The sequence below is a fragment of the Bacteroidota bacterium genome (assembly GCA_039111535.1).
Taxonomy (GTDB): domain Bacteria; phylum Bacteroidota; class Rhodothermia; order Rhodothermales; family JAHQVL01; genus JBCCIM01.
On the sequence record JBCCIM010000153.1, the window covers coordinates 1 to 15,760 of the forward strand.

At 52.1% G+C, this 15,760-nt stretch carries 14 protein-coding genes; 6 read left to right on the plus strand and 8 right to left on the minus strand.

From position 1 onward, the window contains the following. The 5 genes from AAF564_19605 to surE form a co-directional block, all read left to right on the plus strand. Positions 1–1,046 (plus strand): BamA/TamA family outer membrane protein (locus AAF564_19605; protein MEM8487767.1); only part of this gene is annotated, 1,046 nt, incomplete at its 5' end. Between the two features lie 92 nt (positions 1,047–1,138). Further along, entirely contained in the window at positions 1,139–1,669 is a 531-nt protein-coding gene (locus AAF564_19610) for an OmpH family outer membrane protein (protein ID MEM8487768.1), read from the plus strand. Between the two features lie 80 nt (positions 1,670–1,749). Further along, on the plus strand, positions 1,750–2,319 hold the full coding sequence (locus AAF564_19615) for an OmpH family outer membrane protein (protein ID MEM8487769.1): 570 nt from the start codon (positions 1,750–1,752) through the stop codon (positions 2,317–2,319). Between the two features lie 120 nt (positions 2,320–2,439). Then, the gene (panB, locus tag AAF564_19620; GenBank protein MEM8487770.1) at positions 2,440–3,273 is read left to right on the plus strand and encodes a 3-methyl-2-oxobutanoate hydroxymethyltransferase; all 834 of its coding nucleotides are present in this window, start codon (positions 2,440–2,442) and stop codon (positions 3,271–3,273) included. A 105-nt stretch (positions 3,274–3,378) separates the two neighbouring features. Then, on the plus strand, positions 3,379–4,152 hold the full coding sequence (surE, locus tag AAF564_19625) for a 5'/3'-nucleotidase SurE (protein MEM8487771.1): 774 nt from the start codon (positions 3,379–3,381) through the stop codon (positions 4,150–4,152). Here the strand turns inward: surE and argH are convergent. The 8 genes from argH to AAF564_19665 all read right to left on the minus strand — a co-directional run bounded on the left by argH (position 4,149) and on the right by AAF564_19665 (position 15,414). Then, positions 4,149–5,468 (minus strand): argininosuccinate lyase, encoded by a 1,320-nt coding sequence (gene argH, locus AAF564_19630; protein MEM8487772.1) that lies wholly within the window; start codon positions 5,466–5,468, stop codon positions 4,149–4,151. The two genes, surE and argH, sit on opposite strands and share 4 nt — an antisense overlap. 14 nt (positions 5,469–5,482) lie before the next feature. Further along, positions 5,483–6,550, minus strand: a complete 1,068-nt coding sequence (locus AAF564_19635) for a M20/M25/M40 family metallo-hydrolase (protein ID MEM8487773.1) — start codon at positions 6,548–6,550, stop codon at positions 5,483–5,485. A 24-nt stretch (positions 6,551–6,574) separates the two neighbouring features. After that, a complete protein-coding gene (gene argB / locus AAF564_19640) occupies positions 6,575–7,360 on the minus strand; it encodes an acetylglutamate kinase (GenBank protein MEM8487774.1) in 786 nt (261 codons plus the stop codon). A 7-nt stretch (positions 7,361–7,367) separates the two neighbouring features. After that, positions 7,368–8,384 carry an N-acetylornithine carbamoyltransferase gene (locus AAF564_19645; protein MEM8487775.1) on the minus strand — a complete coding sequence of 339 codons (1,017 nt, stop codon included), beginning with the start codon at positions 8,382–8,384 and terminating at the stop codon, positions 7,368–7,370. 4 nt (positions 8,385–8,388) lie between these two features. After that, complete coding sequence (locus AAF564_19650; protein ID MEM8487776.1) at positions 8,389–9,567, minus strand: aminotransferase class III-fold pyridoxal phosphate-dependent enzyme; 1,179 nt, start codon at positions 9,565–9,567, stop codon at positions 8,389–8,391. After that, on the minus strand, positions 9,539–10,600 hold the full coding sequence (argC, locus tag AAF564_19655) for an N-acetyl-gamma-glutamyl-phosphate reductase (GenBank protein ID MEM8487777.1): 1,062 nt from the start codon (positions 10,598–10,600) through the stop codon (positions 9,539–9,541). The genes AAF564_19650 and argC overlap by 29 nt, the downstream gene beginning before the upstream one ends. A 30-nt stretch (positions 10,601–10,630) precedes the next feature. Next, complete coding sequence (locus AAF564_19660) at positions 10,631–11,839, minus strand: argininosuccinate synthase (GenBank protein ID MEM8487778.1); 1,209 nt, start codon at positions 11,837–11,839, stop codon at positions 10,631–10,633. 656 nt (positions 11,840–12,495) lie between these two features. Further along, entirely contained in the window at positions 12,496–15,414 is a 2,919-nt protein-coding gene (locus AAF564_19665; protein MEM8487779.1) for an ATP-binding protein, read from the minus strand. Positions 15,415–15,612: 198 nt separating this feature from the next. On the opposite strand from AAF564_19665, the gene AAF564_19670 reads away from it, so the two are divergent. Further along, positions 15,613–15,760: redoxin domain-containing protein (locus AAF564_19670; protein MEM8487780.1), on the plus strand; the 148-nt coding region annotated here is incomplete at its 3' end.

Consider the following 15,760-nt stretch of genomic DNA (forward strand, 5'->3'; position numbering starts at 1 on the left):
ACTTCTTCAAAAAAGGAGCCTGGCGGCCACTGCCTTCCGGAGATGGCCAGCGCCTGAATGTTGGTGTACAAACCAATGGCCGCTTTTATCAAAATTACTCCATTGGGTACACCGAGCCCTGGTTCAAGGGTAAACCAACGCCTGTTGGGTTCTCTGTCTCATACTCTAAAATTGGTCAGAATCCGTTTTCAACGCTTTCGCTTGGCGATCTTTCTACTGCCAGTGGCCGCGTCTTTTATGAAAAACGCCTCAAATGGCCCGATGACAAGTTTAGTTACCTGAGCGGGGTACAGTACCAGTACACAGACAACAATGGGTTGTATTCTCAGCAGGTACTTCCGCTTGGTGTGAGCCAGGAAGTCACATTGCAGCAGGTGTTGTCGAGAAACTCTACGGACAATCCGCTTTTCCCATCTGCCGGCTCGACATTTAAGCTTTCGCTAGAGGTTGCGCCGCCAGTAGGTAACTTCATCCAGTATCACAAATGGCGCTTGACCAACAACTGGCATGTGCCAATTCTGCCAAAGCTCTCTCTGAGCATTGGGGCTGATTTTGGCTACCTGGGTTCGTTGAATGGGGATGATATTTTCTTCCGCCGTTTTGTGGTGGGTGGTTCGCCATTTGACACACAGGGGACATTCAATCGCTTCTTCTTTGCCACCGATATTGTGTATCTCCGTGGTTATCCTGCCGGCGCACTTGGGCCGCGTAGTTCAACCGGAGAGCCACGTGGTGGGCGAATCCTGAACAAGTATACTTCCGAGCTGCGCTGGATGGCTATTGCCTCCGAGCAGTTGCAAGCGGCTCCGTATCTGTTTATGGATGCTGCTAATTCGTGGGAAGACTTTAATGCATACAATCCTGCCGGCCTGTTCCGTTCTGCCGGTTTTGGTATGCGGTTCTTCCTGCCAATTCTCGGCATGCTCGAAATTGCCTACGGCAAAAACTTCGACGAATTTGAACCAACATCGCTCTCCCGGAGTGATCACAACGGTTCCAAGCGCTGGCTATTCCAGTTCACCATTGGCCAGGGCTTTAATCAGTAGGGCGCAACCATACTGACCGTATAATACATTTGAAAAAAGCAGTGAAAAGACGACCATCTTTTAAGGCTCCCTCTTATAAGGCACAGCTTGCCATGGCAAGCCTGTTTCTCCTGACGCTTGGCGTATTTGCAACATCAGCAAACGCCCAACAGAAAATTGGGTATGTAGATTCTGACTACATCCTCGAGCAAGTGCCTGAATTTGCAACCATCCAGCAGAACATCGATCGCCAGGCGAAAGAATGGGAAGCTGAACTGGAAGAAGCACAGCAGACCGTAGATGATATGTTCAGAGAATATCAGGCTCGCGAACTGCTTTACACCAAAGAAGAACGCCAGCGCAAACAAGAAGAAATTGTGCGCGCTGAAGAAGAAGCTGAACGGCTTCGCATGCGCTACTTTGGTCCAGAAGGCGAACTGTTTGTCCAGCAGGACAACCTGATGCGGCCTTTGCAAGAGAAATTGATGAAAGCAATCGAAGTAGTTGCAGCTACCGATGCTTACGATTACATTTTCGACAAGAGCGGAGACTTTCTGTTTTTGTTTGCGCGCGAACAATACGATGTCAGCGACCGTGTTCTGGAAGAACTAGGTATTGAGATCGACGAGCGCAGAAGTCGATAAGATGTACGGTGCCATCCGGTGCCAGCACATCTCCCCACGGATTTTGACCCGCTATTTTATAACAAACAAGTACAGTAAAAATGCATAAACGTTTTCTTTCAGTAGTCGCCATGCTCGTGCTGGGACTTTCCGTTTTGCCGGGCGCGGTACAGGCTCAGAAACTGAAAGTAGGATTTACTGACCATGAAGTGCTGATCGCGGCTATGCCGGATTATGCCGAAATTCAGGTTGATTTGCAGCAGCAATTTACAGCTGCGCAGGAAGCGCTGCAGTCGCTTGCTGCAGATTTCCAGGCAGAAGTTGAGAAATATCAGAAACAGCAGTCTTTGCTCTCAGCTGAGAGCCGTGCATCCCGCGAACAGGAATTGGGCAGGCGTCAGCAAGAGCTGCAGGAAGCAGCTGGCCGCAAAGACCAGGAGCTTGCTTCGCTTGAAGCAGAGATGATGCAGCCTATTTTTGACCGCGTGCAAGCAGCCATCGACACGGTTGCTAAGTCCAAGCAGCTTGACCTTGTGATTCGTCACCGGGTTGGTGCACAGCCAGTGATCCTTTATGTCAACGACGAAAGTGTTACTGACATTACGATCGAAGTTGCCAAAGCACTTGGTATCGATGTTGACGGAGAAGCAGCAGCTGCAGCTGCAAACTAACTGTTCATCTTACGTCTTTATAAGGGGTATTTGCAGTACGCAAATACCCCTTATTTATTTCCGGGATCTCCAAATCCTTGCGCACTATATTGGGATGGTTATCCAAGTAAAAAGGAAAAAATGAGTACTGAGACCATAAAAGCCACACTTGCCAATGCAAAGCGTGTGACTACCCAGACATTGCAGGAGATGAAGGCCGTTGGCACCCCCGTTTCCATGTTAACAGCCTACGACTACACAAGCGCCCGCATTCTGGACCAGGCCGGCGTGGATATTTTGCTTGTCGGGGACTCTGCATCAAACGTGATGGCCGGACACGAGACTACGCTGCCGATCACGCTTGACCAAATGATCTACCACACCCAGTGTGTTGTCCGTGGCGTTCAACGCGTGCTTGTTGTGGCTGATTTACCTTTTGGATCGTATCAGGGGAACGCCAAAAAAGCGCTCTTCTCTGCCATTCGCATGATGAAAGAAGCCGGCGCGCACGCTTTGAAGCTGGAAGGGGGAGAGGCGGTGGCAAACATCATCGGGAAAATCATCGAATCGGGCATGCCTGTGATGGGGCATCTTGGTCTGACGCCGCAAAGCATTTACAAGTTTGGTACTTACAAAGCCCGCGCGCGCGAAAAGGAAGAGGCTGAGCAACTGAAGCAAGATGCCTTGCTGCTGGAAAGCGTTGGGTGTTTTGCGATTGTTCTTGAGAAAATACCCGCCGAGCTGGCAAAGGAGGTATCAGACTCGCTCCGCATTCCAACCATCGGCATCGGCGCCGGCAGTGGATGTGATGGACAGGTGCTCGTTACACACGACATGCTGGGATTGACAAAAGATTTTAACCCCCGCTTTGTTCGCCGGTATGCAGATCTCGACGGCATAATTACCAAAGCTGTGCAGCACTACGTTGATGATGTGCGTAGCCGGAGTTTTCCCGATGCCTCTGAAAGCTATTAGGCAATACACGTATCATCTTAACTAACCCACGTGTGCATCATTTGCCGGCTTGGGGTATACACACACTGCTGAGCCTGTCTATTTAAAAAAGGATATCTGTACAACATGGAGAACAACCCGGAACGCCCCCTTATTCTCATTTCAAACGATGATGGCATACGCGCAGCCGGCATCCAGGCCCTTGCTGATGCGCTTGTTGAGGTAGGTGACTGTTTTGTCGTGGCACCCAACGAAGAGCAGAGCGGGGTTTCGCACGCCATTACCATTCGTCACCCTGTTCGAGCACATCCCGTGCCTTTTAAGGCTGGCGGCAAGGTGCTAGACGCGTATGCGGTTACAGGCACACCTGTAGACTGTGTGAAGCTTGCAATCGATCAACTGTTGCCGAAGATGCCAGACCTGGTTGTTAGTGGCATCAATCAGGGACCCAATGCTGCCATTAATACGATCTACTCGGGAACGGTAAGCGCTGCATTGGAAGGAACGATTCTGGGTGTTGATGCCATTGCTTTTTCGCTTAATGCCTGGAAAGCTGGCGACTTCTATGCCGGCAGCAGCCATATACAGCATATCGTTAGATCCGTGCTGAAAACAGGGCTCCCACCGGGTGTTCTACTCAACGTTAACATCCCCGACGTGGCATCAGAGGAGATCAAAGGCATCGCCATTACCCGTCAGGCTGAATCGCGCTGGCAGGAGTCGTTTGTTGAAAGGATTGATCCAATGGACAAACCCTATTACTGGATTGCCGGTCAATTTGTGGATCTGGATGAAGGTGAGGACACGGACCTTGCGGCCTTGCGCAGCCAGTATATTTCGGTGACCCCCATTCGTCCCGATCTAACGGCGCACGACGTCATGGCAAAGCTTAAGTTTTAGCGCGTCGTTTTTGCCTGGTCCAACAGCCAGGTTTTATGATGCTCGAGGGCTTTGCGAACAGGCATTGGGTCTGTTTGGCCTGGATATCCCACTACCTGGTATTGTGCTGCCAGGTTGTGTGCATCGTCGTCTTGCCTGTCTGCCAGTTCTGCAGCAGCAGCCCGGTACGCATCGCGAAATGGGACACCATTGAGCACTTTTTCCAGTGCGTGACTGGTGGCGAACAACTCCTGTGTGGTTGCCTTTTTCATGTTTTCTGTTGAGAACTGCAGGGCTGGCACCACCTGCGCCATGGCTTGCACCAGATCCTGTGTCAGCAATAAGCCCCGCATAATAGATTCTTTGGTTAACTGGAGGTCCCGGTGGTATCCAGAAGGCAGGTTGGCCGGGAGGGTGAGTAGCAGTTGCATTTCAGCCATGAGTCGGTGGTAGTTGGCCCGTACCAGTTCGAGCACATCCGGGTTTTTCTTTTGTGGCATGATACTGCTACCGGTGCACATGGCTGCCGGCAAGGTGACAAACCCGAACTCGGCTGTGTTAAACAGAATAAGGTCGCTCGCCATCCGGTTGAAAGTAGCGCCAACTTGTACGAGGGCATGCATCGCGTGCATTTCCAGTTTGCCGCGTGATAGCTGCACAGCCGTCACATTGGTTTGCACGCTTTCGAAACCTAGCTGCTCAGCAGTGTAGGCGCGAGGTAGCTTTAGGAAAGGCACGCCGTATCCGGCTGCGCTGCCGAGCGGTGAGGTGTTGATTTGGCTGTGCGCATGCTGCAGGGCTGTCATGTCTGACAATAACAACTCTGCGTACCCCAGCGCCCAGAGCGCCGGCGTGGATGGCATCGCGCGTTGGTAATGCGTGTAGCCGGGCATCACCGCATCAGCGTAGGTGTCGCCGAGGGCACAGCACGCGTTGGTCACCTCAACAAGCTGTGCTACAATGACAGCCAGTTGGTCTCGCATAAACAGCCGGAGTGCCGTGAGAACCTGGTCGTTTCGCGAACGCCCTGTATGAATTTTCTTGCCGATGTCGCCCAGTTTTTCGGTAAGGTATGACTCGATTACCGTGTGGCAATCTTCGTCTTCTTGCCTGACCACGATGTTGCCGGCTTCAATTTCAACGCCCATGTCGGCCAGCGTTGCCTGTATTTGCGTCAGTTCTTCAGGCGTTAGCAATCCGATGGACACCAGTCCGGCTGCATGTGCCAGGGTGCCAGTAATGTCGTATGGAAGCAGCAGCGTATCCCATTTGTAGTCTTCGCCTACTGTGAATCGTGTTACCCAGGCGGCAACATCTATGTCTTTTTTCCAGAGCATGGGTTGTGGTAATCTTATGAAAAGTAGGCTTTAATAATGTCTTTATAGACCACTACGCCGCGTAAGAGCGATTCAATTTCGATGTGCTCGTGTGGCGTATGGGAGCGTTCGCTGGGGCCAGGGCCAATTTTAACCGTAGGTACATCAGCCAAATGAATCCAGTCTGAGGTTGTTGGTGAGCCAAAAGGCAACGCGTTTGGCAAGGCTTGGCGGCATGCATTAACAATGTTGCTATTCGGATCCGTAGCTGTCGGAATGATCCGTTTGCTGTGTACGTGTACTTCAGATTGCAGTTGATCCGCAACCAGGGTGATAATCTCTTCGTGCGTATAGGCTGGTGTTGACCGGATATCGAGGTAGAAGGTGCAGCTATCAGGAATCACATTGCGTGCGGTGCCCCCTTCGATGGTTGTCGCAGCAATTGTAGGCCGGCCAAGATGCGGGTCTCCGCGGTCAAACTGAAAGGCAGCTACGCGTTGCAAGTCGGCCGCGGCGGCATAAAGCGCATTTTCTCCGAGGTGCGCGCGTGCAGCATGAGCGGTTCGGCCGCGTGCGATAACTTTAAGGATCAGCAGGCCTTTTTGCGCAATGCACGGGACGAGCTCAGTTGGCTCACCAACCAGGGCAGCGTTTAGCTGCGGAAGGTGCGCTCGGAGGGTTTGCAAGCCGTTGTAATCGCCACCAACTTCCTCGTGGGTGGTGAGGGCAACAATGAGCCGGCCATTTTCAGGCTCCCAGCCGGCCGCATGCAGTTCAAGCAGCGCGCGCAGCATGGCGGTGCCACTCGCTTTGGCGTCAACGGTACCGCGACCCCATATGCAGCCATCTTTTTCTACTGCAGCAAAAGGCGGATAGGGGTGATCTGCTGAGGGAGGTACTACATCCAGGTGAGAATTGAGCAGCAGGCAGTTGTCGCCTGTACCCAGGGAGACAAATACGTTGTTATCTACCCGCTGTGGGACAAGCTTGTGCCGGCTTATGTAAGCTGAAACGCGGTCTGCTATTTCGGCCTCTTCATGGCTCAGGCTCGGCGTGCTTACCAGCGCTTTGAAGATCGATATGGTTTCGTGGGCTGTTGACAATGAACGTGCAAGGGGTTTGGGTTGTTAAACGACAGCGGTGCCGGATGTGCGGGAGAAAATGTCGTCGGGTGGCAAAATGAATACGTCTGAAATACCTGCTTCTCGCGCTTCAAAAGCCATCTTTAATTTGACCAGCATGCCGTCTTTGATCCAGCCATCTGTTTTACCGGCTGCAAACAGTTCTTTATCCATTGATTGGATGCGGGTGGAGGAATCAGACGCCATACGCCTGACCCCCCCGGATTCGGTGACCAGGAGCAGCGCATCTGCTTGCAAGGCTACTGCGACAGCATGGGCGACGGTGTCGGCATTTACGTTGTAGGTCTGGCCGGCTTTATCGATGCCAAGGGGGGCCATGATGGGCATTAAGCCAGCGGCAAGGAGTGTTTGTAAAAGCCTGGGGTTTATATGGTCAACATCGCCGACCCATCCAAAATCGACCTGCCGGCCGTCGATGGTCCAGGGTGGGCGGCGGTTTACCCGTAAGGTGCCGCCGTCAATGCCGCGGAGTCCAACCGTTGGCAGGCCATATTTAAACCCCTCAGCAACCAGGTAGGCATTCAATTCGCCGCAAATGGTCCATTGCAGGATAGAAAGGTCGATGTCTGTTGTTACGCGCCGGCCATTTACGATTGTCGGTTCGTGTCCGAGTCGCCGCGCCATGGCGGTTGATTGTGGACCGCCGCCGTGCACAATAATCACGCGTTCCTGTGCTGACAGGGCTTGCAAAGCCGGCCAGAATGCAGACAGGATCTCAGGGGCTTTTAACAGCGCGCCGCCAATTTTGATGACAGTTGTTCTTGTTTGCATACTATGCTTAATCGAGTAGTCCCCAAAGGTCTTCCAGGATGGCCTTCTGGGCGTGTAGCCGGTATTCTGCTTGTAGCAGGTGAATCGCTTGCGGGCTGTCTATCACTGCGTCTTCGACGACCACATTGCGTCGCACGGGCAGGCAGTGCATGAAGATGCCCTGGTTGGTTTTTTGCATGAGGCGGTCGTTGATGCGCCAGTGTTTGTTGTTCAACCGGAGGTCCACTTCAGCTTCTTTTGATTCATAAACAGCCGGCCCACTCCATGCCTTGGCATAGATAACGTCGGCGCCTTCAGCAGCGGCATACAGGTTGGATTCGTGTGATACCGTGGCACCATGCCGGGCTGCGTAGTCTGAGGCCATTTGCATGATGCCCGCGTCCAGTTTGTAAGGCTCGGGGCAGGCAAGCGTGACATCAAATCCTGACCGGGCAGCCATCAATAAAGCTGAATTGGGTACAGCCATGGGCAAGGCCCTCGGGTGGTGGCACCAGGTTAAAACAAACTTTTTGCGTCTGGTATCACCTTTGAAATGCGTCTGCAACGCCGCTGCATCACTCAGGGCCTGGCAGGGATGATAAAAGGCAGATTCGAGGTTGACAACCGGTACCTCAGCCGCGCTAACAAATTTGTTAAACAGGGTTTCATCTCGGTCCGCGATATAGTCTGTGAGCGAAGCAAACATGCGTACGCCGAGCGCATCATAATACCGGGACAACACGCCTACAGCTTCCCTGATGTGCTCCGCTTCATTGCCGTTCATTACAGCACCGTCTTCCCAGGAGAACCCCCATGTGCCTTGCCCGATATTCAAGGTAGTAGCATGCGCCCCCAATTGTGCTGCTGCCAATTCCATCGAGGTGCGTGTGCGCAGGGAGGAATTAAAAAATAGCAGGCCAATACTTTTGCCTGCAGCCGATTTTGACCATTTATCGGTTGCGGCGTGGTGCCATCGTGCGCGCGTGATCAGTTTTTGCCAGGTCAGGTCAGTGTGCAGGTGCCAGTCAATCAGGTGATCCATCATAGCGCTAGGTAAGGTTTGGTGAGCCTGCAACGGCAAGCATGGCTTCCAGGAAGGTTGCAACGTCCTCATCTGTTGCGTTTACCGGTGGCATAACCCGCATTACATGGGGATCCATCGAGCCACCAACCAGCACACCACGTGCCCTGAGGGCTTTGGTGGTAGGGGCAACCGGCTCATCCATCACAACACCAATCAGACATCCCCGTCCTCTTACTTCTTTAGCGCAGCCGGCAAGGCCCGTTGATATGGCATCAAATATTTCATGAGATCGCGCCATGAGGTTCTGGGTGGCAATGGTATTCAGGGTTGCAGTCATTGCAGCCATGGGTATCATGCCGCCGCCGAAGGTTGTGCCCTGGTCACCTGGCTTGACGGTGCCGGCTATTTCATCAGAGGCAAATGTAGCCCCAACCGGGAGGCCTGATGCCAGGCTCTTTGCCATGGTAATCAGGTCCGGTTTAATGCCATATTGCTCGGAAATAGAAAAGGTACCTGTACGGCCAACCCCGGTCTGTACTTCGTCGAAAATCAAAGCGACGTTGTGTGCGTCACAAAGTGCGCGGAGCTGGACATAGTAGGCGATGGGTGCCTCAACAATGCCGGCCATGCTCTGGATCGGTTCAAGGATCACCGCGGCTATGTCTTCATTGGATTCGAGGAGCGCTTTAAGCGCATCCAGGTCTCCAAAATCCACAAAATGGGTTGTCGGAATGATGCCGGCATACGGGATGCGGTATTTGTCAATCCCGGTCGCAGCCAGGCTACCAAGCGTCCGGCCATGGAAACCGGCCACCATGGCCACGACGTCATGCTTTCCGGTGTAGGTGCGTGCAAGCTTGAGCGCCGTTTCATTGGCTTCAGTGCCCGAGTTGCAGAAGTAGACGTGTTGGAGTCCGTTTGGCGCAAGGCTGGCTGCGACGCGTGCAGCTTCCGCGCGCACGGGGCTGTAGACTACATTGGAATAGAAAATTAACTCGTCAGCCTGTGCCTTGATGGCTGAAACTACGGCTTCAGGAGAATGACCAAGCAAGGTGACACAATGCCCGCCGTAAAAATCGAGATACGTCTTCCCGTCTGTATCCGTCACATAGCGTCCGTTGCCAGAAGCGAGGGCAATGGGGAGCTTATTGTAGGTGGGGAGCTGAAACGAATCTTCAGTTCTGATAATTTCTTGCGTATCCATTGTTGGTTCTGGTTTTGGTCGTTTCAGGCAAGAGGCCAAGGGTTTCTGGCAGGTTGGAAATCAGGTTTAGGTTTTGAACCGCCTGGCTGGCTGCCCCTTTGAGCAGGTTGTCGATGGCAAATCCAATGACGAGATCATTGCCTTCCACAATCCATCCTATATCACAAAAAGGAGTTTCTACGGTTACCCTGAGTTCTGGCAATGCGCCGGGCCAGAGCCGCACAAGGGCGCGGGCTTCATACGCCTGCTGGTACCACGTGCTTACCGTTTCAGCTGTGAGGGTTGATGGGAGCTTGATTCGTGCCATACCCCAAATACCCCGCACCCAGGGGCCAGAAACAGGCGTAAATGCCAGGTGATTGTCATCGCCAAGCAATTGATAGATTTCTCCAAGGTGTTGGTGGCGTAGTACTTTGTAGGCGCGAACATTGCCCTCGCGGGTGGGGTAGTGCGTTGTTGTCTTAGGCGTGGCACCGGAGCCCGATGCGCCAGTCAATGCCGTGATGGTTACATCAGATGATCCAAGCGCGTTGAGTGCCGGCGATAGCGCAAGCGAAATACCCGTTGCAAAACAACCCGGGTTGGCGATGAACCTGGTGTTGTCCGGATAGGGCGTAGCTATCTCGGCCATGCCATAGACAAAACTGTCGAGCAGGTCGGGTGCCGGGTGATCAAATCCGTACCAGGTATTGTATAGCTCCTTTTTTCGCAAACGAAAATCAGCACTCAGGTCAACAATTTTGCCGGCATAGCCACGCGCCAGCAATTCCTTTGTGATTGCAGCACATTGGCCATGTTCAGCGGCAATAAAAAGCGCATCAGTTTTCTTTGCGTCGAGCGCCTCGTTTGTTGTGAAGTGCAGGTCTGTCAGTCCACGCAGTTTCGGATGCGCAGCCCATACAGGTTGGCCGGCAAAAGACCGGCTTGTTACAGTCACCAGTTCGAAAAGTGGATGGTGCAAAAGCAAGCGAATCAATTCGCCGCCAGCGTAGCCGGCGCCATGCAGAATGGCAACCCTGTTTCCGGAAGGCATGATAATCTGTGCTTAGGTGAGTAAAGGGTTTTATTGGGGTAGGCCCTGCGTCGTTCGGACTTTATTCGCAAGATGCGCGTGTACCCCGTAAATCTGGGTAAAGCCCTGGGCATCGCGGGCATCCCACAAGGTGTTGGTCTCCCCGTAACTGGCCACGCGCGTATCAAACAGCGAGTAGGCGCTTTCGCAGCCCATGACGCGCAGGTGGCCTTTGTAAAGCTGAATATCGACCGTGCCTGTTACCACATTTTGAGACGAATCCAGGAACGCCTCTATGTCGCGCATGACGGGGTCGAAGTGTTGCCCTTCGTGGAGCAGCATCCCGTAGAAATCGCCCAGTTGGTCTTTCTGGTAGCGTTGCCACTTGGTGAGGATAATTTTTTCTAACTCCTCGTGGGCTTTGATCAGAATACTGGCAGCCGGCGCTTCAAATCCAACCCGGCCCTTGATGCCGAGGATGGTGTCTCCCACATGGATGTCGCGGCCAATGCCATGGTCGCCACCTAGCTCGTTTAGGCGTTCTATGAGCTTAACCGGGTCGAGCATGTTGCCGTCGAGTGCGGTGGGGATGCCCTGTTCAAAGGTGAGGCGAAGGGTCAGTGGGTTGTCTGGGCACCGGGCAGGAGGGAGCGTGTCCGGATAGGCCTCTTCAGGCAGCGGCAGGGCAGAGCCCAGGGTTTCTTTGCCGCCGATGGGTGTGCCCCACAAGCCGCGGTTGATAGAATAGGTTGTTGTGCTCGTGTCGACATTAAACCCATGTGCTAGCAGATAATCCGTGGTTTGTTGGCGGCTGTAGCCGAGGGTTCTGATTGGCGTAATGATTTCCATTTCACTGGCCAGAATCCGCAAGGCTACATCAAAACGAACCTGGTCGTTGCCGGCGCCCGTTGAGCCATGGGCAATGGCACGTGCACCGAGTTCGCGCGCAGCATCAACAATTTTCTGTGCCTGTGTGACGCGTTCGGGGCCAACGCACAGGGGATACACGTTGCCGCGTAACACATTGCCTTTTACCAGGTAGCTCAGGTGATTCCAAAACAGCTCATCCCGCCCATCGATGGTGAAATGTTTTTCTGCGCCCAGCTCTTCAGCGCGTCGAACGAGGTCAGCTTCATCTTCTGCAGTGATGCCGCCTGTATTAACAGTGACGGTGTAAATGGGCTCATCGTAAGTCTCTTTCAGGTAAGGGACACAAAACGAGGTGTCAAGACCGCCGCTAAATGCGAGAACAATGGACATGTTGGTCGGGGCTAAGGTTGTTGGTGGATAAATTTAGGAGAGAAAAATTAAGGCATAAAAAAAACGCTGCGTTCGCATGAACCAGCGTGCTCTTCAATACAGGGTATGTAATCGATTAACCCGGAATATCAGTTGGCCAGTACCTACGAATACCTGTGCGCGACAAAGCGTCGTCGCAGGCTATCGCGGTCTGATCGGTTGATATTGAGGCGTTCGATGTACATGGCTGAAAAATACTACGGAGTTCAGTGACAAGCAAATCGTCGCGGGGTAATTACCTCAATAGCAGAGCCGTTTTGCGCAAGCTTGTTTAAAACTTAAAGTTTTGGAAGCGCTTGCAGTAGTTTCTTTTACTTTTGTGTCTGATGATTTCGGTTAACGAGCCAATCACGCAGCTCTGGTAGTGTTGAAAGACTTAATCGAATCAGAGGATCTCAAATCAGTGACCGATAACATGTACTCGTTAGAAGGGAAAGTAGCTGCGCTGAGGCAAATTGATGCGGGTTATGGCAGGGGGAAAGTGGTTGTCAGCATATGAAAGAAGTGCAAGCGGCTTGATTGGTCAGCCTGCTAGCAGGAAACAACAGTAAACAGTCTAATAAGCTAGCCATTAGCCTCGGGCGCTAAACATATACCCCATGAGTTTAGCATCCTATCTAGTGGACCTCTTTCGTATTGTCTGCAGCATTAGGCCATGATGAAGGCGACACTCCGAATCCTTGTTTGAAGTGGCGAGCGAAATAGTCTGGATTGTTGTATCCCACTTTGTAGGCAATTTCAGACACGCTGCCGGCTTTGGCCTCAAGCAACTGCGCGGACCTTTTCAATCGCATCATGCGCAGATAACCATGAGGAGAAAACCCAATAACACCCTTTAACTTTCGCTGTAACTGTCGCTTACTCATTCCAACTTCGTCCGCCAGACGATCAATGGTAAGGGTGCTATCCCCCATCAGCGACTCAATCGCCTCACGTACTTCATCAAGCCAGATTGCATCTGCAGCGCGGGCTTCAATTTTTGATGGGCCAATGTGTATATGATCAGTGAAGTGACGTCGCAACATCTGCCTAACCTGGATCAGGTTTTCAGCGCGCGTGAGGAGTTCACTGGCATTGAACGGTTTGGTTAAATAATCGTCAGCACCCTGATTTAGTCCCTCCAGGCGACTTTGATCGGAGGCTCGTGCCGTAAGCAACACCACAGGAATGTGGTTAATTACGCTATCCTCTCGCAACAAACGGCAAAACGTAAATCCATCCATTACTGGCATCATCACATCACACAAAATGAGATCTGGATGATGTTCACGAGCTAAGGAGAGTCCTTCTTTTCCATCTGTTGCCTCAAACACGTGATATACATGTTTTAAATGCCCCCGGATGTATGCGCGCATATCAGGATTATCCTCTATGACCAATACAGAAGAGAGTCTGGCATCTGTTTGTGTTTCCGCAATTGGCCGCTCTTCATTCGCTATAGCAGGAAGTCCTATGTTTTCGTTATGTAGCGTCGTTACAAAGGGCACATCATTTTCAACATCAGCAGCCTCTATGCCGCGGGGCAGTACAATGGTTAAGGTTGTACCAAATCCTTGCTTACTGTGCGCTTCAATGGTCCCATCGTGCAGTTCAACAAGCTCCTTTGTCAGTGCCAATCCAATGCCTGTGCCCTCATCGTGCCCATCTATTGCGCTCTTGGCCCGGTAGAACCGATCAAAGATGTGGGGAAGCGCTTCAGGAGGAATACCTCTGCCCGTATCTTCAACTTTGAGTGAAACGCTTTCTTTCGTCGCACGGAGCGCAAGGCGAATTTTTCCACGTGGAGGTGTAAATTTGAACGCGTTCGAGAGCAGATTAGAGATCATTTTTTCTATCTGATCAGGATCCACAAGTGCTATGACGCGATGATCGGGTGCATCAAAGAGCAGCGTTATATCCTCAGCCCTTGCACGATCTGAGAAGGATACAACAAGGTCATTGAGCTGTGCAGAAAGGTCGGTAGGCTTGCGGTCCAACTGCGTTTCATCATGATCTAGCCGGCTAAGATCCAGTAACTGATTGATCAGCGTTAAGAGCCGGGAGGCATTACGATGCATGCCAGGCACGCTCTCTGTAAGCTCCGTCTGCGAGACCCTGCCTTCCTGTAGATCTTCTAGTGGACCGATAATCAGACTCAGCGGTGTCCGAAACTCGTGACTCAGATTGGCAAAAAAACGGGTCTTATGCTGATCCATTTCCTGAAGCTGACGGGTTTGCTCTTCAAGTTGAGCGCGGCTTTTCTCCAGGTCTGCGGTGCGTTCAGCAATACCAGATTCAAGTCGATGCGCATACGACTTAAGTTCATCTTCTGCGTTTCGTAAGGTCGTAATTGTATCATTGAAATAGGCTGCCACGCGTCCCATTTCATCCTGCGACATGACAGGCACAATGACATCACGTTCTCCACGACTTACACGTTGCATGCCAGCAAGCATTAAGTTCAATTGATTGAGCAAGCCCTGGCGAAAAAACAATGGAAAAAGCAAAATGATGATGAGCGAACTAATCACAAGCAACGCAAACAATCTGCTTGATTTTACGTGAACATACGCGAAGAATGACCTTCCCATGTCTTCGTATGCTCCGGTTACCGCGGCAACTGACAGGTTGGTTACTTTGTCAAAATGAACCTCCTGTGGTGAACCAAATCCTGGATGAATTCCGCGGATAGTGCCAGCTATATTATCCACAGCTCCGTAATCCGCCTTTGGATCTATGAGATTATCCACCTCGCCGTAGATAAAATCGATTTTACCATCGTCATGTAGCATTGTTTGAATCCAGGTTGCAGCATCCGTGTCTTCACGCCTCAGGTAGTACCGCCATGTGAATACATGCGCAGTAGCTATCCGCGTGACTTGCACGCTGGACAGGTTCATCCCCCTCGAACGGTTTGATAATCCCGTCAAACCGTAAAAAGGAGAAATTGTCGGAGAGCCCCCAAAGAAGTCATTATAGGGGGCATAATCTGATACAGGTGGACTTGCACTGCCAAATACCAGCGCTCCTTTTGGGGAAACAGTCACACTGCCCCAGGACTTGCCATAAAAAGTGAATGCAGGTTCCAGATTTACAGGTAAGGGTGAAGCTATTTCATTCACATCATTGCTCACCAGCAACATGGGTATCGATGCGCGCACGATGTCGTAGCCACCATCTGCACGGGGCTGAAAACTTATAGCGCTATTAGCATCTGGCAATGTTTGGCTTTCTGTAATCAATTCAAACGGCCGAAAAAGGAAGCCTCCCGTTAGTCCGATAATTGTTAAAACAGTCGCCAGCGCAAGCACTACTAGTTTAGCGGCGAAAGAGACAGGCTCGGGTGTATGTGTTGTATAGACAATGACCAACCCTGCATAGAACACAAAAAGTGCTGGTATAATAAACAATGGCCAAATATCAGGTTGGCCAATTTCCATGGAGAGAATGATGGCAATAAGCGAACTTGCGCAAAGCAAGGAAAGCCATAAAAAAGAAGAAAAAGCGCGTAGATGTTGCTTGTTTAACGTTGAGCGGCTGTCTGCCTTCTTGAGCATGAGACGACGCTTCCGAAAAAAGACAATTGCTGCGTGAAAACAGCCCAAAAGCCAGATATTTGCCAGCTCGGCCAGACGATCCCGCACTTCGAGGCGATCGACGAGCACGGCAACGCATTCGATTCGGCGTCCCTGGCCGGCGGGTACGTGCTGATGAAGTTCTTCCGCGCGCACTGGTGACCGTACTGTGTCGCCGAGTTGCGGCGATGGGAAGAGCTTCGGCCCGAGTTCGACCAACGGGGCGTGCAGATCGTGACCGTCAGCACGGACCTGCCCGAGGAGATCCGGGAGCGGCGCAACGTTCACGGCCTGCAGGCGCACATGCTCTCGGATCGCGACCTGGCGG